This window comes from Streptomyces sp. NPDC048484 (assembly GCF_040651415.1).
Classification (GTDB): Bacteria; Actinomycetota; Actinomycetes; order Streptomycetales; family Streptomycetaceae; genus Streptomyces.
This window is the reverse complement of record NZ_JBEZJY010000006.1, coordinates 73,592-91,221: the sequence shown is the minus strand read 5'-3', so window position 1 is coordinate 91,221 and position 17,630 is coordinate 73,592. Positions and strand designations below refer to the sequence as shown.

At 70.7% G+C, this 17,630-nt stretch carries 15 protein-coding genes; 6 read left to right on the top strand and 9 right to left on the bottom strand.

The annotated features are described in order from the left end of the window. Positions 1-2: 2 nt before the first annotated feature. Complete coding sequence (locus AB0D14_RS07960; RefSeq protein WP_362775929.1) at positions 3-1,421, bottom strand: xylan 1,4-beta-xylosidase; 1,419 nt, start codon at positions 1,419-1,421, stop codon at positions 3-5. A 216-nt stretch (positions 1,422-1,637) separates the two neighbouring features. Between AB0D14_RS07960 and AB0D14_RS07955 the strand changes: the two genes are divergently transcribed. Beyond that, complete coding sequence (locus AB0D14_RS07955; RefSeq protein ID WP_362775928.1) at positions 1,638-2,732, top strand: DUF5925 domain-containing protein; 1,095 nt, start codon at positions 1,638-1,640, stop codon at positions 2,730-2,732. A gap of 37 nt (positions 2,733-2,769) precedes the next feature. Here AB0D14_RS07955 and AB0D14_RS07950 read toward each other — a convergent pair whose 3' ends face one another. Beyond that, positions 2,770-4,374, bottom strand: coding sequence for an NAD(P)/FAD-dependent oxidoreductase (locus AB0D14_RS07950; protein ID WP_362775926.1), 1,605 nt, complete (start codon positions 4,372-4,374; stop codon positions 2,770-2,772). Between the two features lie 279 nt (positions 4,375-4,653). After that, positions 4,654-5,514, bottom strand: coding sequence for an alpha/beta fold hydrolase (locus AB0D14_RS07945; protein WP_362775924.1), 861 nt, complete (start codon positions 5,512-5,514; stop codon positions 4,654-4,656). Between the two features lie 162 nt (positions 5,515-5,676). Between AB0D14_RS07945 and AB0D14_RS07940 the strand changes: the two genes are divergently transcribed. Continuing rightward, positions 5,677-6,435: a helix-turn-helix domain-containing protein gene (locus AB0D14_RS07940; protein WP_362776198.1), complete on the top strand. Its 759-nt coding sequence runs from the start codon at positions 5,677-5,679 to the stop codon at positions 6,433-6,435. A 237-nt stretch (positions 6,436-6,672) separates the two neighbouring features. Here the strand turns inward: AB0D14_RS07940 and AB0D14_RS07935 are convergent, their stop codons facing one another. After that, positions 6,673-7,053 (bottom strand): GntR family transcriptional regulator, encoded by a 381-nt coding sequence (locus AB0D14_RS07935; RefSeq protein WP_362775922.1) that lies wholly within the window; start codon positions 7,051-7,053, stop codon positions 6,673-6,675. A gap of 71 nt (positions 7,054-7,124) precedes the next feature. Between AB0D14_RS07935 and AB0D14_RS07930 the strand changes: the two genes are divergently transcribed. Together AB0D14_RS07930 and AB0D14_RS07925 are read left to right on the top strand one after the other, a co-directional pair. Beyond that, complete coding sequence (locus tag AB0D14_RS07930; protein WP_362775920.1) at positions 7,125-8,045, top strand: GNAT family N-acetyltransferase; 921 nt, start codon at positions 7,125-7,127, stop codon at positions 8,043-8,045. Next, positions 8,026-8,526: a DUF402 domain-containing protein gene (locus AB0D14_RS07925; protein WP_362775919.1), complete on the top strand. Its 501-nt coding sequence runs from the start codon at positions 8,026-8,028 to the stop codon at positions 8,524-8,526. The genes AB0D14_RS07930 and AB0D14_RS07925 overlap by 20 nt, the downstream gene beginning before the upstream one ends. Before the next feature lie 115 nt (positions 8,527-8,641). On the opposite strand, the gene AB0D14_RS07920 is transcribed toward AB0D14_RS07925, so the two are convergent. From AB0D14_RS07920 to AB0D14_RS07910, 3 genes are all read right to left on the bottom strand, one after another. Continuing rightward, positions 8,642-9,256 carry a class I SAM-dependent methyltransferase gene (locus AB0D14_RS07920; protein WP_362775918.1) on the bottom strand — a complete coding sequence of 205 codons (615 nt, stop codon included), beginning with the start codon at positions 9,254-9,256 and terminating at the stop codon, positions 8,642-8,644. A gap of 443 nt (positions 9,257-9,699) precedes the next feature. Next, positions 9,700-10,635, bottom strand: coding sequence for an alpha/beta fold hydrolase (locus AB0D14_RS07915; RefSeq protein WP_362775917.1), 936 nt, complete (start codon positions 10,633-10,635; stop codon positions 9,700-9,702). 170 nt (positions 10,636-10,805) lie between these two features. Then, on the bottom strand, positions 10,806-11,252 hold the full coding sequence (locus AB0D14_RS07910; protein WP_362775916.1) for a MarR family winged helix-turn-helix transcriptional regulator: 447 nt from the start codon (positions 11,250-11,252) through the stop codon (positions 10,806-10,808). Positions 11,253-11,343: 91 nt separating this feature from the next. Here AB0D14_RS07910 and AB0D14_RS07905 point away from each other — a divergent pair, with 91 nt between their 5' ends. Further along, a complete protein-coding gene (locus AB0D14_RS07905; protein ID WP_362775915.1) occupies positions 11,344-11,718 on the top strand; it encodes a cupin domain-containing protein in 375 nt (124 codons plus the stop codon). 26 nt (positions 11,719-11,744) lie between these two features. Here the strand turns inward: AB0D14_RS07905 and AB0D14_RS07900 are convergent, their stop codons facing one another. Next, positions 11,745-12,755 carry a hypothetical protein gene (locus AB0D14_RS07900; RefSeq protein ID WP_362775914.1) on the bottom strand — a complete coding sequence of 337 codons (1,011 nt, stop codon included), beginning with the start codon at positions 12,753-12,755 and terminating at the stop codon, positions 11,745-11,747. After that, a complete protein-coding gene (gene dnaE, locus AB0D14_RS07895) occupies positions 12,752-16,417 on the bottom strand; it encodes a DNA polymerase III subunit alpha (protein WP_362775913.1) in 3,666 nt (1,221 codons plus the stop codon). Before dnaE ends, AB0D14_RS07900 begins: the two co-directional genes overlap by 4 nt. A 166-nt stretch (positions 16,418-16,583) precedes the next feature. Between dnaE and AB0D14_RS07890 the strand changes: the two genes are divergently transcribed. Then, complete coding sequence (locus AB0D14_RS07890) at positions 16,584-17,621, top strand: DUF3533 domain-containing protein (RefSeq protein WP_362775912.1); 1,038 nt, start codon at positions 16,584-16,586, stop codon at positions 17,619-17,621. Positions 17,622-17,630 lie beyond the last annotated feature (9 nt).

Genomic DNA, 17,630 nt, shown 5'->3' with positions numbered 1-17,630 from the left:
GTTCAGCGGTCGAGCCACTTGACGGCGTACGCCCCCATCTCGAACCGCTTCCCGTCGATCTTCGCGCTGATCTTCCGGTCAAGGGTGTTCACCACGAGAACAGCCTTGTCATCGGCGAGAACCCGCACATTGGCCTTGTCGTCCTCGGCGACAGAGACCGGCTCGTACTCCGTACCGGGCGCAAACTCCTCGCCGAAGCGGGACAGCAGGCCGAGCATCGGCAGCGCCTTCCCGCCGGAGGCCCGATCGGTCGGCGTCCACAGACAGCCGGCGCAACCGGTGCCCTTCTCCGTCTCCGGATTCCAGTAGAAGGCGGAGGTCGTACCGCCGCGGGCCATCGCGATCAGCCCGGAGGCGTGGACGGCGACGCGATGGGATTCGGTCCAGCCGTCGCGGTTGTCGTTGCTGTCGGCGGGCTCCACGTAGTACTCGGCCCACCACAGGGGCAGGTCCCCGGTCTGCTCCCTGACCCACCGGCTCACGGCCGTGAACTTCTCGGTCGCCGCGAACTCGTCCGGCAGCAGGTCGTCGTCCTCCGTGTAACTGGCCCCGTCCACGACGACGAAGTCCGCGCCCGCCTTGTTCTTGTTCCAGTAGTCGAAGGCGTCGAGGATCCGCTGGTCCATCGCGCCCCAACGGCCCTTGAGCGTCGCCGAGGCGTCTTCCTGCTGGCGTGGGTCGAGGCTGTCCATCACCAGATAGGGCCCGCCGACCTCGATGTCCTCGTCGACCTTCTTGAGCGCCTTGTAGACGAGGTTGTACAGCTCGGTGTAGCCCTCGTAGTCCCAGCGGGCCTCGGCGTCGTTCCAGAAACCCTTGAACTCGTTCCACACGATGAAGTGGCGTACGTCCGGATAGCGCTTGGCGACGGTCGCGGCGAGTGCGGCGTAGTCCTTGTAGTGGGCGCGGTCCGGGGCCGTCTCCAGGGCCTTCTGGCTCCAGTCGGTCTTCCCGGAGCCTGATGTGCCGCCCTTCATCCAGTCCGGTGCGCAGCACAGCGTGACGACCGGGGTGCCGCCCGTCTCGCGGACGAAGTCGATCCGGCGGTCCATGTCCTCGAAGTCGTACCGTCCCTTGACCGGCTCGGGGTTGTCCGCACCCCAGCCCATGATGTGCTGGATCTGCGGCGGCGACCCGTCACCGAGGCGTTGCTCCACCCGCTTCGTGGCGGCCGCGCTGCCTTCGTCGGCGCTGAACTGGGTGTGGGTGAAGCCCCAGCCCACCTGCGGTTTCGTCGCTGCGGGAACGGACGGTGTGCCGTGCACCCTGTCGCCGTCGCGGGTGGTGCCCACCGCGCCTCCGGCATCGCCGGGCAGTGTGTGGATCAGGGTCAGCACCAGGGCCAGGGCGGCCACGCCCACACCGAGCAGAGCGGTGAAGCGCCACCGCCGAGCCCCCGAATTCCACTCATGACGTCCCATCAAGGACAACAGTAACCGCGGGCGTCGGCGGGGGAACAGGTTCCGTACTGCACAGCCGTGTAACAGGGCGGAGGGGATACGCACGGCGGGGAGGTACCCGGCGGAGATACACCGGGAGGTGGAGGCAGAACCGACGCCAGGGCCTGTCCGGTCCTGTCCGGGGACTCAACGCGGAAACCGGATGCACGGGACGTCCCGGTGCCGGATCATGGCGGCATGTCTGCCAACCCGCACGACGCTCTGCCGATCCGGCTCAACGTCGACGACAGCGACTCACCGTCGGACGTCGTCGACGCGCTGTTCCTCGGCCGCTTCGCGACGGGCGAGCAGCCGCACTCGCACGCGGCGAACATCGACCGCGTACGGTCCGGTGCCTCTCTTCTCCCGCCCGATGCCCACGTGTTGCGGTCCACCCGCGACGACGACCGCAGCGCGACCCTCGCTGAGGGCGAGGGCTGGACGATGCTCGTCTCGCGCTGGAACCGCGGCGCCGACGTGACGGTCACCGCGACCAGCGCGGAGCTCGCCGAGAAAGTCCTCGGCCAGGCCACCGACGGCGCGGCCGACGAGCCCGAACCGCAGCCGGAGAACGTGACCATGGGGTTCTGGTACGTGTCGCCGCGGCGCGGCCCGCACCGCACGACCCGGCAGATCTCGGCGGGTACGTGGGACGACGTGCGCGCCAACTACACGGCGCCGGTGGCGGACGCGATGGACGGCCTGATGAAGACGACGCCGGAGGGCATCGCGGGACGTCTGCTGTTGCTGCACGGCCCGCCGGGCACGGGCAAGACGTCGGCGCTCCGTACGCTGGCGCGCTCATGGCGGGACTGGTGCCAGGTGGACTGCGTCCTGGACCCCGAGCGGCTGTTCTCCGACGTCGGTTATCTGATGGACATCGCCATCGGCGAGGAGGACGGCACGGGGAAGGGGCGTTGGCGGCTGCTCCTCCTTGAGGACTGCGACGAACTGATCCGCGGCGAGGCCAAGCACACGGCGGGGCAGGCGCTCTCCCGCCTGCTCAACCTCACGGACGGGCTGCTGGGCCAGGGCCGCAACGTCCTGGTGGGCGTGACCACCAACGAGGACCTGGAGCGCCTCCACCCCGCGGTGGTCCGACCCGGCCGCTGCCTCGCCCGTATCGAGGTCGGCCCTCTCACCCGCCGGGAATCCACGGCGTGGCTCGGCACGGAGGAGGGCCTGGGCCGCGACGGCGCGACCCTGGCCGAGTTGTACGCCCTGCGCCGGGGCACCACGCCGACCTCGGTGCCGGGCCAACGGGAGGGCGCGGACGCGGGGCTGTACTTGTAATACGCGTAGGTAGGTGCGTGGAAGCCGCCGAGCTGCGTCATTCACCGGTGTTGGTGAGCTGACACCGCGCTTCGGTCTCGGCTCCGGCCTGGGTCGGCAGTGGCAGGGTCCAGGTGTAGACGTCCGGGTCGAAGGCGTGCAGCTGTTTGACGAGCTTCGCGGTCGACCAGGGCCAGCAGAAGGTGTTGATGCCGGGGAGGCCGAAGTAGTAGCCCGTACCGCCGGCGGAGTTGTACACGGTGTTGCCCAGTGCCTTGTGAAGGGCCCGCTGGTGGGCTGCTTCGGCCTCCGGTTTGACATCGAGTGCGGACGAACCGCTGCTGCGCAGGTGGTTGAGGGCGGTGGTGACGTAACGGAGTTGGGCTTCGAGAACGGTGGGCACGGCGGTGGTGCCGCTGAGCAGATTCGGCCCGATGAGCAAGAAGAGGTTCGGGTATCCGCTGACGCTGGTGCCCAGGTAGGAGCGGCGGTTGTCGGCCCAGGTCCGGGCCAGTGTGCCGTCGGTGCCGTGCAGATCGCGGGCGAAGGGGATGTCACCGATGTGGTAGCCCGTCGCCAGCACGATGACGTCGGCGCGGGTGCGGGTGCCGTCGGCGCCGATGACGTCGGAGCCCTCCACGGCGGATACACGGGTGGGGTGCAGTCGCACGTTCGGCCGGCCGAGGGTGGCGTAGTAGGTGCCGGAAGTGATCAGGCGGCGACCGCCGAACCGGTAGTCAGGAGTAAGGGCCCGGCGCAGGGCGCGGTCGCGTACCGAGGTACGCAGATGGAAGCGGGCCAGGGCTTCCAACGGCCGCAGCAGGCGGGGGTGGCGCAGCGGCAGGCCGACGGCTTCCTGGATCCAGTGGTGCAGGCCGCGCAGGGCGCGGCGCGCTGCCGGGTGGTGTGCGAAGAAGCGGTGCAGGCGCGCGGGGATGGGGTAATCAGGTTTCGGGAGCACCCACTGCGGGGTGCTCTGGAAAACGTCGACATGAGCCGCCTCGGGCTGGATCTCGGGCAGAAACTGGACGGTGGAGGCTCCGGTCCCCACCACCGCCACGCTCCGTCCGGTCAGGTCGACTTCGTGGTCCCAGCGGGCGGAGTGAAAGACGGGGCCTGGGAAGGCGTCGAGGCCGGGGATGTCGGGATGGCGAGGTCGGTGCCAGGGGCCGGTGGCGACGATCACGGCGCGGGCTTTGTACGTGCCCGACGTCGTGCGCAGGTTCCAGTGGCGCGCTTGCGGCTGCCAGCGGATGTTCAGCACTTCGGTGTCGTAGTGGATCGCCGTGTCCACTCCGTGTGTTGCCGCGGTGGTGTCGAGGTAGTCGAGAATCTCGGACCGGTCGGCGAAGCCTCGGCTCCACGAGTGGGGTGCGAAGGAGTATTCGTACAGCACCGACGGGACGTCGCAGCCGCATCCCGGATAGGTGTTGTCGCGCCAGGTACCGCCGAGGCGAGCGGACTTCTCCAGTACTACGACGTCGTCGAAGCCGGCCCGGCGCAGCGCGATCACGGCGGCCACACCGGAGAGACCGGCCCCGATGACGACGACTTCGGCTTCGGCTTCGGCTTCGGCTTCGGCTTCGGCTTCGGCTTCGGCTTCGGCTTCGGCTTCGGCTTCGTCACGGTGGTTGTGGTGGTTGTCGTTGCTGTCGTCGGCCACCGGCGCTCCTGCCTGCCTCGTGGGTGTTCCAGCGCTGATGCCGAAGCCTCCCCATCACTCGCTCAGGGCGACTGATCGTAGGGTCGGCCGGGGACGGGTCATGGCGGTATGACCGGTAGATACCTCATAGGAGTGATCTCGCCGGGAGCGGGAGGTCGGCTTGTTCTCCTGTGCTCGGCTACCGGCCACGACGACGAGGGACGAACTGTCCGGCCCCCGCGTCCTCACCCTGACCTGACCTGACCTGACCTGACCTGGCCCACGGCCGCACACCCCGTATCAGGCGGTGTGGACCCCGGCGAAGGGCAGGAGAAGCGCGGCGGTCCGCGGCGGATCCTCCAGGATGGGTGTGTGTCCGGCACCGGGCAGCATGTCGACTTCCGCGCCCGGGACGACGCGGTAGTCGACCGCGGACGAGGGCCGCCATCTGCGGTCCTGGTCGCCGAAGATCACCTGCAACGGCTTACCGACGGCCACCAGCCGATCCGGGAGCGCACGCTGGTTCAGATAGGCGATGGACGCCTGCATCGCCGCGGTGAGCGCGTGGTAGGTCATGCCGCGCAGTTCGTCGACGAGTTCTTGTGGGACCTGGTAGCCCGCGCGGAATCCGGTGCTCGCGAACCGACGGATCTGCTCGTCGGTCGGTGGCCACTGCGCGGGGTCGATCCCGGTGGGCCCCGGCGCGATGAAGGCATCCATGCTGGGGCCGGTGTTGATGAGCACGAGCGCGGTCACCAGGTCGGGTCGTTGCTCGGCGAGAGCGGTGGCGGCATAGCCACCGCTGGAGTGCCCGACGACTATGGCGTGCTCGACACCGAGCCGGTCCAGCGCCGTGCCGACCCTGCGCCCCTGCTCGGGGGGCGCGTAGTCGCCGCCGCCCGGTTCGGCCGAGCGGCCGTGCCCCGGCAGGTCGATCCGGACGACGTGATGAAGCGTGGTCAGCAACGGCACCAGCGCGTCCCACGAACTGCTCGAGGCGCCGGATCCATGGATGAGCAGGAGCACGGGCGCGTCGCGAGGGCCGTCCTGGCGCACGTGGATGTCGCCATGCTCCAGGCTGAGGATCGAGTTCTCGGTGGTGCCGGCGTCGCCGTTCCTATGAGAAGTGCCTGTCGGAGAGGGCCTGTCGGGAGGAGTCATGAGTCCACTGTCACCGCCCGTGCGCACCTCCGGCTTGGACAAATGTTCCCTCCTCGGCCCGCGTAGCATTCGGTGATGGGGTCCACCACGAGTGACCGCGACGATCCCGCTGGGTGGGACGTCGCACGTCCGCAGTGGCCCAGCCGGGTGGCTGGTGTCGACATGGCCGGGTTCCGGGTCCCCGGCCCGCCCGTCGGTGGCCTGCGGATGGTTCCGCACCCAGCCGTGATGCTGATCCTGGAGTTCGGGGCGAGCCCGTCCACTGTGGAGGATGACGCGGGGCGGCGACATCGGGGAAGTCTCGTCGCCGGGCCCGGGTTCGGCTCCGGAGGCGGGGTTCGGGCGTGGGGCGAACATGTCGAGTGCGTGCAGGTACGCCTCTCCCCCGTGGTCGCGGGCGCGGTTCTGGGCGTCTGTCCGGCCGATCTGGCCGGTTCCCTGGTGTCTCTCGACGACCTGTGGGGCAAGGAGGCGTCACGGATTCGCGAGCGACTGAGCGAACTCTCCTCGTGGGAGGACCGCTTCGCGTTCACGGACGCGTTGCTCGCCCGCCGGCTTGAGGCACGGTCGCCGGTGGACCCGGCGGTCGCCTGGGCCTGGAACCGGATCGTCGTCGGCAGGGGCCGCGTCCGGATAGACCGCCTGGCGGCCGAACTCGGATGGAGCCGCAAGCGCCTGTGGTCCCGGTTCCACTCGTACATCGGCATTCCACCGAAAAGTGCCGCGAAGCTGGTCCGCTTCGACCATGCCGTGCACCGTCTGGTCACAGGTGAAGACGCAGCCCAGGTCGCGGCGAACGGCGGCTACTACGACCAGTCCCATCTACATCGGGACGTCATGGCGTTCACCGGCACAACCCCCGCGACCGTGTCGGGCGAGCCGTTCCTGACAGTGGACGGCCGCGCATGGCCGATCCCCTGACCGTTACCAGCGCACCGGCACGACTGGAAGTCCGCCGAGCGCGTCCATGAGGTCCGCTACGAAGGCCCCTCGCCGCCGGCCGGCTCGCCGCCCCTCCCTGCTGAGGATTCGTGACCGGGCCCCCGCAAAAGCAAGATCCGTGCCGCCTCACGGGGTAGCCGGGCCGAAGCCGCTCAGCGAAGGCCGTGTCCGCCGTCAGCCGCCAGCAGTCAGCAGTCAGCAGTCAGCAGTCAGCAGTCAGCGAGACTCCCCGTAGGCCGCGCGCAGTGCGTCCCGGACCGCTGCGAGTGCCGCGGCCTCGGACAGCCCGAGGCGTCGTACGCGATCGGCGTAGGCCTGCGCGTCCGACGCGGCTTCCCGATCAGCCGCCGAGCCCGCGGCGGCGACCACCGTGCCGTTGCGCCCCCGCGTCTCGATGACCCCGTCCGCCTCAAGCGCCCGGTACGCCTTGGCGACCGTGTTGGCGGCGAGGCCCAGCTCCTCGGCCAACCCCCGCACGGTCGGCAGCCGGTACCCCACCGGCAGCGCCCCGGCCCTCGCCTGCTCGGAAATCTGGGCGCGCACCTGCTCGTAGGGCGCGACCCCCGCCTCGTCATCGATGTCGATCTTCAATGTCACCCGGTGATTGTCCCGCACCGGCCGGAAAATGAGAGGCGCCCTGCCACACGCCGCGCGTAGCGTGCGCTTCCATGACTGTGCTCGTCCGCGACTTCCGCGCCCAGGACGCCGGGGGCTTCGCCCACGTCCGGCATCTGGCGCTCCCTTTCATGCTCTCCACCCCGGAGTCCATCCTCCACGACGTCGCGCATGCCCACCCCGACGCGCACTTCCGGCTGCTGGTCGCGGAGGAGGACGGCGAGCTCATCGGCACGGCCCAGACCGGCATCGTGTACGACAGCCCGCAGGCGGGCCAGGGCTATCTGAACGTGTACGTACACCCGGAGCGCCGGGGCCGTGGCGCCGGCTCCCTGCTCGTGCGGACCGCCGAGGAGCGTCTCGCCGAGGTGCCCGCGACGAAGCTCTTCGCCTGGGTCCTCGACGAGCCCGCGACCCGGGCCTTCGCCGGGCAGCGCGGCTACCGCGCGAGCCGTTCCGCGCACTTCCTCCGCCTCGACCTGTCGAACAGCCCTCTGCCACCGCGCCGGGAGCCACCCGCGGATGTCGAACTGCGTACGGCGGCGGACTTCGCGGACGACCCGCGTCCCCTCTTCGAGCTGGACGCGGAGACGCTCATGGACGAGCCGAGCGACATCGCCCACGAGTTCACCGACTTCGAGGCGTGGCTGAAGGAGACCTGGCATCACCCGCTCCTCAGCCATGAGCTGACCTCCGTCGCGGTCGTCGACGGCCGCCCCGCCGCGTTCAGTGCCGCCCGTACCGACGGCGGCACCCGCTACGGCACCGTGATGACCGGCACCGCCCGCGCCCATCGCGGACGGGGCCTCGCCAAGCTGGCCAAGAGCGACTCCCTGCACAGCGCCCGCGCAGCCGGCTTCACGGAGGCGTTCACGGGCAACGACTCGGGCAACGAGCCGATGCTGGCGATCAACAAATGGTTCGGTTACGAGATCTGCGCCACCGAGGTACAGCATGTCCGCGAACTCGGGTGAGGTCCGGTGGGTCCTGGACGTCGTTCTGGTCAAGGCGGGCCGTACGAAGATCCGCTACCCGGCGGAACTGCTCCGCGACGACGGGACGCATGTCACGGTCCGCGCGGCCTGGGCGGGTGCCGGTGTCCGCGACTTCGGCTTCGTACGCTTCGAGCCGGGCGACGTCTTCACCGAGCACTACTGGCGCGACCGCTGGTACTCGGTGAAGGAGGTCCGGGACGAGGAGGGGGCGCTGAAGGGCTGGTACTGCGACATCGCCCGCCCGGCCGTCGTCGACGCGGGCGAGGTGGTCTGCGAGGACCTCGACCTGGACCTGTGGCGCTCCGCCGACGGCAGGACCGTACTGCGCCTGGACGAGGACGAGTTCGCGGCGAGCGGCCTGGAGACCACCGACGCGCGGGCCGCGTCCGCCGCTCGGGCCGCCCTGGACGAACTCGAACTCGTGGCGCGCGAAGGCGACTTCGAGGCGCTGCTGACCTAGCACGCCGACCCGACCCGCCCGCCTGGCACGCTGACCCCGGCCTGCTGATCCGACCAGCCGGCCTCGCACGCTGACCCCCGCCTGCTGACCCGGCCCACCGGTCTGGCTCCCTCACTCACAGCACGGCGATCACCGCGTAGCGCTCGTCCTCCACCTCCCGGCCCCACAGCACAGGGTCGTCCGACAGCCGCTCCACGCGCACGTCCTGTGCGAGGGGGGTGAGCAGGCCGGTCAGCCGGTCGGCGGGCAAGCCGGCCGGGCTCACCGTCCCCCAGACGCCCTCGACAAGGACGAATCGTCCACCGGGGCGCAGCAGCCCGCGCCAGTGCCGCAGGACGCGGCCGGGATCGGACAGCGTCCACAGCACATGGCGGACGAGGACCACGTCGAACCGCTGCTCCCCGACGGGCGGGGCGACCGCGTCCCCGACGAGGAACGCGGCGTCACGTCCGGCCAGTTTGGCGCGGGCCAGCTCGACCATGCGGGGCGAGAGGTCGACCCCGGTGACCCGGTGCCGCGCCTCGGACGCGAGAAGTGACAGGCTGCCCGTGCCGCAGCCGAGGTCGAGCACGTCGACCGGATCGCGGGGCAGCCAGCCTCGCAGTCTGGCCGCCCACGCCTCTCGCACGGCGGGGTCCCGCAGTCCGTGGTCCGGCTCGTCGTCGAACGTGGCGGACTCCGTGTCCCAGTCGACGCCGGACCGTTCTTCACCAGGGCTGTTACTCGTCATGTGCCCAGAGTGACACCCGCCACTGACAACGGACCGACGCCCGGTCCGGGCCACGCCGTTCGCCCGGCGACGACAGGCTGTCCGGCATATGGACTCACAGGTGAAACGTGACAGTCGCCACTGACAGGCGGCCACCGATGAGTCACCCTCCCGGAAACGGTCTGCTTTCGTGAGAACGCGGAACCCGGTAGCCGCAAGGGAGGCCCCTTATGCGCCGAACAACCGTGCAGAAGCCCCTGAAGAAATCGGGCTCCCGCCGAGTGCGGGAAGAGGCCGACCAGCGCCCGGCCGAGCGTCCGGAGGTCCGGAGGGACGTCCTTCGCACCTGGTGGCCGGACGGATGAACCGGCCGGTCGAACCGGCCGACACCTGCGAGCCGCTCGCGTAGGGGCTGTCAGGGTGCAAGCCGCTTGCGGCAGTGGAGCCGGTCACAGGGACAGGTCCTAGCCGATTGCCGACAGGCAGGTGGCCGCGGTGGCGTGGGTCGGGTCCAGGGCGTTCGCCACCTCGTGGAAGGCGATCCGGTCGGTGAGCCCGAGTTGTGCGTGCTCGGAGAAGTCGAGCACGCACCGGTCCTGGATCAGGACGTTGCGTACGTTCGGGCCGTCGAGGAACTGCGAGCGGTACGGCGTGACGACCTCGTCGTACCTGGTGGCGATGACCGTGTAGCGGACACCCGGCACGGTGTCGCCGCCCGCGTTGAGCTTGGTCAGGAAGGCGGAGCCGGCCACCTGGTCGGCGAGGGCCGGAGCGGCCTTGGACAGCATGTCGTCCGCTCCGGGGAAGTACGGGAGCAGCTTGGCCAGTCCGTTCAGGGTGGTGCCGTGGTTGTCGGGGGCGATACCGACGAGGGCGTTCACCTTGGCGGCTCCGCCCAGGAACTTCAGGTAGTGGCGGGGCATCAGACCGCCCTGCGAGTGGCCGACGAGGTCCGCCTCGGCCGCTCCGGTCGCCGCGAGCACCTTGTCGACGAAGGTCTTCAGCTGCTCCGCCGACTTGTCGATGGGGCCGAGGCCGTGGATGAGCGGTACGCCGGGGAGCTGACCGTAGTCGAGTGCGTATACGCAGTAGCCGCGGTTCACCAGGTAGGGCGCGAGGCCCAGCCAGTTGTCGACGGAGTTGGCGAAGGTGCCGTGGACGAGGACGACCGGGCGCGGGTGGGCGGCGGACGGTTCGCAGGAGTAGTCGTTCCAGCCACTGCCGGTCGCGGCTTCGGCCCGGTCGGCCTCGGCGCCGGCGACAGCGGCAGCGGCAGCGGCAGTCGCAGTGGCAGTCGCGGTGGCAGCAGTAGCGGTAGAGGTGGCGGCGGGGACGACGGTGACCGCGGCGGTCAACAGCAGCGCGGACAGGGGTCTGAGCAGGTGTTTCCAGGGCAGCATCGAGTGATCTCCTTGCGGCTCAAGGGAGTGACGAGGCGTACGCCCTGTGATCCGGATCACGAGGATGCTGTTCTTTTTTCAAGTTACGGGCGAGTAGTAAGGGTGGGAAGTTGTGTGTCAGTAAAAACTTCCAGTGATAGCCGGGAGCACTGACACGTGTCGTGGAACCGTCACCAGGCGGGCCTGATGGGACCATAGGGCGCAATGCGCAGCAAACGGTCACGCAACGCCCGAGCTTCATCCTCGCCGATCAGTTCGACCCAGGGCCGAACAGCCTCCGCGGCCGCCTCCTCGGCCGCCCGCGTGCACTCCCGGCCCCGCTCGGTCAGCACGATCAGCCGGGCGCGCGCGTCACCGGGGTGCGGTCGGCGCTCCGCGTACCCCTTGCGGACGATCTCGTCGACAAGTTGACTCGCGGCCTGCTTGGTGACGCCCAGGTGGGCGGCCAGTTCGGTGACCGTCGCGCCACCCGGCGCGATCCGGGCGAAGGCGAAACCGTGCGCGGGTCGCAGCCCCTCGAATCCACGGGCGACGACACCGTCGTTGATGCGCTGCGTGAGCTCACCGGCGACGGCGAGCAGGGCGACGGAAAGGCCCATGGCCTCGGAGTTCTGCACGCATACATTGAAACACCCTTGACGAATTGGTCAAGCTGCTTGACTATGATATCTGGTCAAGTAGCTTGACCATCTGTCGCTGGAGGCAGCCGTGCCCGTAGTCCGCTCGTCCGAAGCCGTCACCCACGAAATCCATGGCGCCCGCTTCGTCTCGTACGCCACTCCCCTCAGCGGGAGCAGGGAACTGTGTGCCTGGCGGGGCGAGATCCCCGCGGGCACGAAGGGGCCCGCGCACACCGTCAACCGGGAGGAGATCTTCCATCTCCTCGCCGGGGAACTGCTGATGACGCTCGACGGCCGGACCGAACGGATCGCCGCGGGCGACACGGTGATCGTCGGCCGCGGCGCGACACTCGCCGTGGAGAACCCGACCGAGGAGACCGCGATCTCCTGGGTCACCACATCGATCGGCCTCCGGGCGAAGCTGGCGGACGGCACGACCATCGCCCCGCCGTGGGCAAACTGACCTGCCCCGTCAGGGGTGCGGGGCAGCTACGCCGCCAACGCGCCCGGCATCACCGCCCGCGGCCCGAACTTCGCCCGCACCCGGTCCGCCACCTCCTCGATGCGACGCGCCTTCTCATCCACCGGATCAAAGGTGAGCTGATAGGAGGCCTGCTCGGCGGGGTCGAGACCCTCGGCACGCAGGGCGACACCGCGGACCCGGGCCCGCTGCAGACCGAGCGCCTCGTACATGCGGTACGCGGCGTCGGTGAGCGCCGCGGAGTGGGCGGTCGGCTCGGCGAGCGTACGACTGCGGGTCGTCGTGACGGGGGTCCCCCCGCTGGAGCCTGTTCGAGAGCGGGAGAGGTCGGCGTAGCGGACGGTCAGGGTGAGCGTGCGGCACACCTTCTCCAGGGCACGCAGCCGTGAGCCCAGCTCCCCGGCGGCGGAGAGCAGCGCGCGCCGATGCCGCTCGGGGTCCAACTCGTCGCGTGGGAAGGGCCGTTCCGCGGCGAGTGACCGGGAGACGGCGTTCGGTACGACCCGGCCGCGGTCGATGCCCTGTGCCATCTCGTGCAGTTCACGGCCGGTACGGGCGCCGGTGAGCCGTTGCAGCGTGGACAGCGGCGCGGCGGCCACCTTGCCGATGCTGTCCAGGCCGTACTCGCACAGGGTGCGGGCGGTGGCGGTACCGACTCCGGGCAGCGCCCGCACCGGCCGCTCCTCCAGGAACTCCGTGAGGGCGCCGGGTTCGCCGGGAACCACCCGGGTCTCCCCGGGGGCGGCCTCCCGCAGCGCCATCCGCGCGAACATCGGGCCGGGCCCTGCCCCGATCGCGCAGTCGACGCCGTGCCAGGCGAGCGCCCGTACCCGTATCAGCGCGGCCAGTTCCACGACGTCCCGCCGGAAGTACCGCTCGGCGCCCCGCAGATCCGCCAGCGCCCCGTCGGGCGGCAGCGCCTCGACGACGGGGGTGAACTCCTCCAATGTGCCGAGGAGCCCGGGCAGGGCGGCCTCGTGCATCGGCGACAGCTGGAAACGTACGCAGAGGATGGTCATCCCGCACTCCCCGGACTCTGGTGCCACAACTTCCTTACGCTCGCGGGCCCTGCGCCCGCCGGACGCAGATCCGCCCACGGATGCATTTCGTATCCCGTGGACAGCTGGATCCGGCGGCCTCCCGTCGGATCTCCCGCGCCCCGGGAACCGGCCGCGCTCCCGGTCTCGGCCGCGCTCCCGCTCCCGCTCCCGGTCCCGGTCCCGGTCCCGGTCCCGGTCCCAGGCTCTCCCTGCGGCTCGGCAAGTCTCAGCGCCACTCCGTCCAGCCCTTCCTCGTGCCGCAGTTCCACCAGGTCGGCGAGGTTCCAGGCGGCCGCCCCGACCACGCTGAGGCTGCGCGGGCCGCGCCGCTGCACCACCCCGCGCACGAGCAGGAGCCAGGAGTGGAAGACGGTGTGCGCGCACGCGTCGTGGGAGTCGTCGAAGAAGGCGAGGTCGAGCAGGCCCGTACCGTCGTCCAGGGTGGTGAAGATGACCCGCTTGCCGGAGCGGATCGGCGGTGTCTGGGTTGCCGCCTTGGCGCCCGCGACCAGGACCGTCTCGCCGTGCCGGGCCGCCCGCAGCCGGCGTGCCGTGACGACGCCCAGCTCGTCCAGGAACGTCCGGTGATCGTCCATCAGGTTGCGTGAGGCGTCCATGGAGAGCACGCCCAGTTCGGCGCTGAGCCGCTCCGCCGAGGAGAGGTCGGGCAGTCCGGCCGACGCGGTCTCCTGCCCTCCCGCCAGCGGGAGTTGGGCTCCGCGACCGCCGCGCGCGCCCCGGTGCAGCTCGGTCAGGTGCAGTTGCAGATCACGGCGGTTGGCGCCGAAGGCGTCCAACGCGCCCACCTGGGCGAGCCGTCCGGCCAGCGGGCGGCTCGGCCGGGCACGTTCCCAGAAGTCGAGCAACGAGGCGTACGGCTGCCCTTTCTCGATCCGCGCCGCCTCGCCCTCGCTGATGCCGTGCACATCGCAGAGCGCGAGCCGAACACCCCAGACCTTCCCGGCACTCCGGGAGCCTTCCCCGGCTCCCCCGGCTCCCCCGGCTCCCCCGGTTCCCCCGGTTCCCCTGCTTCCCCCGCTTCCTGCGCTTCCCGCGTCCTCGGCCTCCCTCGGACTCTCCGATTCAGACACCAGTTCGATACCGTGTGCGACCGCCGACCTGTTCACGTCCAACGGCAGGATCGGCACCCCCCGCCGTCGCGCGTCCGCGAGCAGCAGTCGCTTCGGGTACATCCCGGGATCGTGGGTGAGCAGCCCCGCGTAGAAGGCGGCCGGATGATGCGCCTTCAGCCACGCCGACTGGTAGGTCGGCACGGCGAAAGCGACCGCGTGCGCCTTGCAGAAGCCGTACGACCCGAAGGCCTCGACGATCTCCCAGGTACGGGCGATCGCCTCCGCGTCGTATCCCCGCGCGGCCGCGTGCTGCGCGAACCAGAGGCGGATCCGCCCCTGCGACTCGGCGTCGGACAGCCCGCGCCGCACCCGGTCCGCCTCGGCGCGCCCGCAGCCGGTCATGATGGCGACGATGTCGATGATCTGCTCGTGGAAGACCACGACCCCGTACGTGCTCCTCAGCGCCTCCTCCAGATCCGGGTGCGGGTAGCGGGCCGGCGCCCGGCCGTGCCGCGCCTCGATGAACGGCCGCACCATGTCGGCCGCGACCGGTCCGGGGCGGAAGAGCGAGATGTCGACGACGAGGTCGTGGAAGGTCGCGGGCTGCAGCCTGCCGACCAGGTCCCGCTGCCCCGGCGACTCGATCTGGAAGCAGCCCAGCGTCTCGGCGGACCGGATGAGCCGGTACGTCGCCGGGTCGCCCTCCCCCACGGCGTCCAGGTCGATCCGGTCCCCCGTCGTCCGCTCGACCTCGGCCACCGCGTGCGCCATCGCGGACTGCATCCGCACACCCAGCACGTCGAGCTTGAGCAGCCCGAGGTCCTCGACGTCCTCCTTGTCGAACTGCGACATGGGGAGTCCTTCGCCGCTGGTCGGCACGACCGGTGTACGGGCGAGGAGCGAGGCATCGGAGAGGAGGACCCCGCACGGGTGCATGGCGACTCCGCGCGGCAGGGCGTCCAACGCCTCCACCAGTTCCCACAGCCTTCCGTACTTCGCCCCCTCCTGCCGGATCTCCCGTGCCAGGGGCCGGAGTTCGGGCAGTTCCTCCAGCGCCGCGCGGGCGTCACGGGCGCGGATGTGCGGGAAGGACTTGGCGATCCGGTCGATGTCCGCCGGGTCCATGGAGAGCGCGGCGCCGACATCCCGTACGGCATGCCGTACGCGATACGTCTCGGGCATCGCCACGGTCGCGACCCGCTCGGTGCCGAACCGGCCGATGATCGCGCGGTAGACCTCGATGCGGCGCGCGGACTCCACGTCGATGTCGATGTCGGGCAGGACCGGGCGGCGCTTGGACAGGAAGCGTTCCATCAGCAGCCCGTGTTCGACGGGGTCGGCGTGCGCGATGCCGAGGAGGTGGTTGACGAGCGAGCCCGCCCCGGAGCCGCGTGCGGCGACCCGGATACCCATCCCCCTCACGTCGTCCACGACTTGAGAGACCGTCAGGAAGTAGGAGGCGAAGTGGTGGTGGGCGATGATGCCCAGCTCGTGGTGCATCCGCTCCCAGTAGTCACGCGCCTGGGCGGAACGGTCGTAACCGTGCCGCACCATCCCCGCCGCCGCCCGTGAGGCCAGTACGCGCTGCGCGGTGCGGCGCCCGGCGCCGACGAGGCGCGCCTCGGGGAAGTGCACGCCGCCGATCCCGAGGTCGTCCTCCGGGTCGACCAGGCACTCGGCGGCGGTGGCCCGGGTCTGTTCGAGCAGCCGGTGGGCGGTGTCGCGGCGGTAGCCGGCGGCCTCGACGACACGTTCGGCGGCGACGAGCATGGCATCCGCACCCTTGAGCCAGGCCTCGCCGCTGTCCAGCTCCTTGCGGGGGTCGACGGGGACCAGCAGACGGGCGGCGTCCAGTACGTCGGCGACCGGGCCCATGCCAGGGTCGGCGTACCGGACGGCGTTGGCGAGCACCGGGCGCACCCGCTGCTCGGCGGCGAAGCCGACGGTACGGGCAGCCAGCCGCAGGGAGCCGGGTCCGGTGCCCTCGCGTCCGTGCCAGACCGCTTCGAGGCGCAGGGCGTCGCCGTACACCTCCCGCCAGGGCGCGAGCAGTTTCGCGGCCCGGTCGGGGCGTCCGGCGGCGAGCGCGCGGCCGACGTCGGAGGCCGGACCGAGCAGCACGGTCAGTCCTTCGGCGTGGTTCTCCGCCCGGGACAGCAGCGGCTGCCCCTCTCCCGCATGCGCCGCAGTAACGATTCTGCAGAGATCGGCCCAGCCTCTCGCACCGTCCCGGGCCAGGAAGGTCACCCGGGGTGTCGACTCATCGATGAAGGCACCACCCCGCACGGGAGTCCGGCGCCGCTCCTCGTGGACGGGCCGTACGGGCCTGCCGGCAGGCCGCTCCCCGACGGGCTCCTCGACCGCGAGGTCGACCCCGAACAGTGGGCGCACACCCTGCGCGGCGCAAGCCTTGGCGAAGCGGACCGCGCCCGCGACGGTGTTCCGGTCGGTGAGCGCCAGCGCGTCCATGCCCCGCCCGGAGGCGCGCTCGGCAAGACGCTCCGGGTGGGAGGCCCCGTACCGCAGGGAGAACCCGGAAGCGGTGTGCAGATGCGTGAAGCCGGGCACGCGCACCTCCACCACCAGGGGCTCTGTGCAAGCCCTCGAACATTCCATCGAACATCAGTTCCCAAGTCCCTCACCTCCACCATAGACCATGACTCGAACATCTGTGCGACATCCGTTCGGGCCCGTCCCACCTGCGCAAACACCGTGCGACTCGGACCGTGGGGACATGACACGGACAGCAGAGGCCCCACCCAGGTCCTTCATCGACGAGGTGAAGGACGCGGTCACCCCGCGGGCCACACTGCTCGTCATCGGCGTGGTCGCCCTGCAGCTGCTCTTCATCGCCTCCTATGTGGGGGCGCTGCACCATCCGAAGCCGAAGGACGTGGCGTTCGGAGTGGTCGCGCCGGGCACCGCCGCCGAGCAGACGACCGCCCGGCTCGAACAGCTGCCCGGCAAGCCCCTGGATCCCCGCACGCTCGCCGACGAGGCGACGGCACGCGAGCAGATCGCGAACCGCGACATCGACGGCGCCCTGCTGATCGACCCGCACGGCACCACCGACACCCTGCTGATCGCCTCAGGCGGCGGCAAGACCCTGTCCAACGCGCTGGCCTCCCTCACCACCGAACTGGAGAAGAAGGAAGGACGCACGGTACGGACCGTCGACGTGATGCCTGCCGACGCACAGGACGCCAACGGGCTCACCCCCTTCTATCTGGTCGTCGGCTGGTGCGTGGGCGGCTATCTGTGCGCGTCGGCGCTGGCGATCAGCGCGGGTGCCCGGCCGGCCGATCCCCGGCGCGCGGTGATCCGGCTCGCCGCCATGGCCCTGGTCGCGATCGCCGGCGGACTCGGCGGGGCGGTCATCGTCGGGCCGGTCCTGGGAGCCCTGCCCGGGAGTGTGGCGGCCCTCTGGGGACTCGGTGCGCTCATCACCTTCGCGGTGGGCGCCGCCACCCTCGCGCTCCAGTGCGTCTTCGGGATCGTCGGCATCGGAGTGGCCGTACTGCTGGTGGTGATCCTGGGCAATCCGAGCGCGGGCGGCGCCCTCCCGCCCCCGATGCTGCCGCCGTTCTGGAAGACGATCGGCCCCGCCCTGCCCCCGGGCGCCGGCACCTGGGCGGCCCGCTCGATCGCGTACTTCAAGGGCAACGACGTGACCGTCTCCCTGCTGGTCCTCTCGGCCTGGGCAGCCGCGGGAACCATCATCACCCTGGCCGCGGGCTCACGCCGCAGACAGGCTCAGCCCGGCACTCTTTAGGGGCGCGGG

Bases quoted from the DNA above. Each gene is read 5' to 3' on its own strand.
- AB0D14_RS07960 (WP_362775929.1), bottom strand. From the start codon at position 1,421: ATGGGACGTCATGAGTGGAATTCGGGGGCTCGGCGGTGGCGCTTCACC.
- AB0D14_RS07955 (WP_362775928.1), top strand. From the start codon at position 1,638: ATGTCTGCCAACCCGCACGACGCTCTGCCGATCCGGCTCAACGTCGAC.
- AB0D14_RS07945 (WP_362775924.1), bottom strand. From the start codon at position 5,514: ATGACTCCTCCCGACAGGCCCTCTCCGACAGGCACTTCTCATAGGAAC.
- AB0D14_RS07940 (WP_362776198.1), top strand. From the start codon at position 5,677: ATGGCCGGGTTCCGGGTCCCCGGCCCGCCCGTCGGTGGCCTGCGGATG.
- AB0D14_RS07930 (WP_362775920.1), top strand. From the start codon at position 7,125: ATGACTGTGCTCGTCCGCGACTTCCGCGCCCAGGACGCCGGGGGCTTC.
- AB0D14_RS07925 (WP_362775919.1), top strand. From the start codon at position 8,026: ATGTCCGCGAACTCGGGTGAGGTCCGGTGGGTCCTGGACGTCGTTCTG.
- AB0D14_RS07920 (WP_362775918.1), bottom strand. From the start codon at position 9,256: ATGACGAGTAACAGCCCTGGTGAAGAACGGTCCGGCGTCGACTGGGAC.
- AB0D14_RS07915 (WP_362775917.1), bottom strand. From the start codon at position 10,635: ATGCTGCCCTGGAAACACCTGCTCAGACCCCTGTCCGCGCTGCTGTTG.
- AB0D14_RS07900 (WP_362775914.1), bottom strand. From the start codon at position 12,755: ATGACCATCCTCTGCGTACGTTTCCAGCTGTCGCCGATGCACGAGGCC.
- AB0D14_RS07890 (WP_362775912.1), top strand. From the start codon at position 16,584: ATGACACGGACAGCAGAGGCCCCACCCAGGTCCTTCATCGACGAGGTG.